We start from the raw sequence: 3,315 nt of genomic DNA, 5'->3' as shown, positions 1-3,315 counted from the left end.
CACCGGCAGGAGTCCGATAAGCTCACGCTGGCCGCATAACCACCCGAACACGTGTCCACTTTCGCGGGGGAAGGCCCGGCTGTCGGTCGGCCAGCGTGCCACCCAGGTCAAAGAACACGAGGGGGGCCCGGGCATGGACCCTACGCCGTGCCGCATGCCGCATGCCGCAGGTGGTTGCCGTCATGCATCTTTCCTCGTCGCGTGCGGCAAGCGCCGTCTCGCACCGTCTTGGGACGCCGCCTTGGGCACATCGGAAGAACCCTTCGCCTTGCGCACCCAAAAGCATTGCTTTCCGAACGTGCCGTTGGCATATGCCAATTGATAACAAGGGTTCCTTCAATATCCTCAACGTCCTTCACAAATCCCGGATTGACCCGGGTTAAGGATCACTGCCCGCACCTTCTGGCTGAGCCGCATCACACCCCCTGCGACGCCGTTCGCGGGCGGGCCGATTATCCGCTCCAGGCCCGCGCCCGAAGCGCGCAGGAGCGTGGGCGCAACCAGCTCGCGCCCGGGTGCAGGTCGACTGTCGGCAACACGGGACGTCTCCGACCAGCGCACCCCGTCCCGCACCGCAGAAGCCGGGTGCGGCTCGCCGCCTGTCCGCCGCCGGCGGCCCCCGACCTTTACCTTTGCGAAGCAAGTTGTCAGTGGGGCCCGCTAAAGTACGCGCACACATGCCCAGGAGTGCGAATGCCCGGCAAAAAGTGTGCGTTTGGCACCCATTCAAGCGTGGGGGAAGCACCGTACGTATGTGTGAGGTGTGACACAAAAAATTTAAAAGAAGGCCTTGAGCTGGTGGATTACCCGCTAAACGCGACGATCTGCGCAGATCAATAGGTGCCCCCAGGTCGACGTTCAGCCCTCGCGCCATGCAAGATAGAGGCGCTGCCGAAGCGTAACGTGACGGACGCCACAATGGCGTTGCGTTCGCTGCGGCACTGACGAGTCGTGGAAAACAAGGAGGACCCCACCGCGTAGCCCGGATAAGCGCACGGTGAGGCCCTCCCGCCGAGTGACACGTCAGCTTGCTCTGGCCCCGGCCTTTAGGCGGGGGCCTGCTGCGTTACGACCGGTGGAGCCACCAGGCGACCTTGAAGATCGCCACGGCTACCGGTAGCAGCCAGCGGTACCGCTTGTAACGGTGGCCCGCTGTGCAGCAGTTGCAGTGTCCGTCAGACCCATGGGTCATCAGGTCCACCCCTTTCAGGTCGAGCCCGTTACTTCGTGTTCGCGGGCTCCATGGAGACTCGCGAGACGGGTTGACCGTGAGAGGTGGCTCTCGGGTATCAGTAGATTACCCGCGCCCAGGAGGACTCGGCGCTACCAGCCGCACCATCGACTGTGCCACGGCGCTGGCACTCAGTGTCAGCCGAGAGCGTCACGTGCCGTCACGGGAGCACTCCCCCCGAGCTCCAACGGCCCACGCTGGGACGATCTCTGACCGACCGTGGGGAACGCAGTGCCCGGTTCCCGGGTGCGACGAGACCGAAGTCACACGACGCTGCCTGCTTACGTTGAAAATGGAACTTCTGGACATCGATGTCATACATGCGCGATCGATTGGTTGCTCCAGGTGACGAAATTTCCGTGTCCCGCGCTTGCCGGCAATGAGAGCGCCCTGGCCCAGGGGGCTCGACTCCAGGCCTGCCCGCACCAGCACGCGGTGTCCCTGCGGGCCGCTCCGCACATCCTGGCCGCTGACACCGCGCGGGAGCGCGTAGCCGAGTACCTGCCGGTCCGCCGCCCGGCCCGAGAAGCCCGCGTCGTAGACGGACCGGCTGCCCGGCCTCGCCGCGCGCCCGCTGCACGGTGACGCCACCGGGGCGGTGATCGCATGACCGGCGAGCTGAGCGGCGTCGACCTCGCCCGCCAGGCCCTCATCGCGGCCCGGGAGGCGGCGAAGAAGAACGGCACCACCAGGAAGCCGAAGCGGCGCACCACCACCGTACGGCGCGCCGGGCGCAAGCCGCTCGGGCTGGGCAGCGCGATCGGCATAATGATGACCGAGCGCGGCATGGTCGCCCCGGCCGCCGGTGGGAGCGTCCTCGCCGACTTCGACACCATCCTCGCCGTAGCCGTGCCCGAACTCGACGGGCGCGTGCAGGCCGCCTGGACGTCGTCCCCGGCGCCCCGGCCGTCGGCACGAAGCTGCGCTGGAGCGCCCCGAAGCTGATCGCGGCGGCCAACGAGCGGGTACGGGGCGCGAACGTCCGCGTCGTGCACGTCCTGGCGCCCGCGCCCGTGAGGACCGGCCCCGCCATCGCGGCCGACGTCACTTCGGCCCCGGCCGCGCCTGCCGCCCCGGTGGAGCGCCGGCCGCCGCCGGATGGGTACCGCCGCGCGATCGAGACGCACCGCCAGGCCGCGCCGCCCTCCCGGGTAGACCCGGGCATCGCGGAAGCGGTGGAGCGGCAGATGGAGGCGATGCACGAGCTGTCGCGCCGGGCGTTCCCCGAGCCCGACGTCGTCCCCGCCGATGCGTCGGCCCCGATCGACCAGGCTCGTATCCAGCGCCGCCGCCAGGCCGCAGTGACCGAGGCCGCCGCGCTGCGCCGGGCCCGAGCCGAGAAGGCCGGCCGGGAAGTGGCTGTGCCACGCCACCTGGAGTAGGCGCCATACGGGCCCGGGACTGGCGCGGCAACAGCGTCTTCTCGGCCATTGCGAGTGCCGAATCGGGCAGCTCGGAGCAACGGCGGTGTGCCGGATGGTGTCCCGCTCCATGATCTGCGGCAGCGGGACGCGACGGGCGGGCCTGATGGCAGGGGGAGGTACCCGGTGGCAGTGACCGAGCTGTTGGTCGCGGACGAGATCATGACCCGGCTGTCGGATGAGACCCGCCAGCAGGTGGCGCTCAACCTCCACAAGCGGGACTGCCAGACCTGCGGGGCGCCGCTGGGCGAGAAGACGCCGGCGCTCGCCGTCGACGACTGCGGCCCGTTCCTGAGCGCGTCCCTCAACCACCAGGACTGCCGCCCCTCGGGCTGGTACGGGCTGCGCACAGTCATGGTCAGCGCACACGTGTCGTGGACCAGCCGGTTCTTCACCCTGCCGATGGATGAGGGCAACGGACGGCCCCCGCGGCTGGGGCGAGGAACTACGCCGCCGCCAGCACAACGCGGGCATGACCGCCTGGGAGCTCGCCGACCTCCTCGGCGTCCACGAGCACGACATCTCCCTGGACCACCTGCCCAATCAGCCCTTGCACGTCGTCCTCGAACTCGCCCGCCGCCTCGACCTCCACCCCAGCGACCTCACCCCGTACGCCGCCGAGGTCTACCTCCACCCCCGCTACTTCGACGCCCAGCTCCCGAC

Annotated in this window: 4 protein-coding genes; 3 read left to right on the top strand and 1 reads right to left on the bottom strand. The window is 69.0% G+C overall.

The features are described from left to right. Window positions 1-1,066 precede the first annotated feature (1,066 nt). Window positions 1,067-1,192 (bottom strand): hypothetical protein, encoded by a 126-nt coding sequence (locus LCE31_RS40680; RefSeq protein WP_263632784.1) that lies wholly within the window; start codon window positions 1,190-1,192, stop codon window positions 1,067-1,069. A gap of 645 nt (window positions 1,193-1,837) precedes the next feature. Here LCE31_RS40680 and LCE31_RS38130 point away from each other — a divergent pair. The 3 genes from LCE31_RS38130 to LCE31_RS38120 all read left to right on the top strand — a co-directional run. Further along, window positions 1,838-2,176, top strand: coding sequence for a hypothetical protein (locus tag LCE31_RS38130; RefSeq protein WP_225022747.1), 339 nt, complete (start codon window positions 1,838-1,840; stop codon window positions 2,174-2,176). Between the two features lie 44 nt (window positions 2,177-2,220). Continuing rightward, the gene (locus LCE31_RS38125; RefSeq protein ID WP_225022745.1) at window positions 2,221-2,613 is read left to right on the top strand and encodes a hypothetical protein; all 393 of its coding nucleotides are present in this window, start codon (window positions 2,221-2,223) and stop codon (window positions 2,611-2,613) included. 445 nt (window positions 2,614-3,058) lie between these two features. After that, on the top strand, window positions 3,059-3,315 hold a 257-nt coding region (locus tag LCE31_RS38120), incomplete at its 3' end, for a hypothetical protein (RefSeq protein ID WP_225022743.1).

Origin of the sequence: Streptomyces sp. 8L, assembly GCF_020176795.1 — a bacterium.
Lineage (GTDB): Bacteria > Actinomycetota > Actinomycetes > Streptomycetales > Streptomycetaceae > Streptomyces.
Note: the sequence above shows the minus strand (reverse complement) of the source record. Positions and strands in the feature narration are given on the sequence as shown.

What these genes read in the sequence shown, in the direction of transcription:
- LCE31_RS38130 (WP_225022747.1), top strand. Translation starts at nt 1,838, where the DNA reads ATGACCGGCGAGCTGAGCGGCGTCGACCTCGCCCGCCAGGCCCTCATC.
- LCE31_RS40680 (WP_263632784.1), bottom strand. Translation starts at nt 1,192, where the DNA reads ATGACCCATGGGTCTGACGGACACTGCAACTGCTGCACAGCGGGCCAC.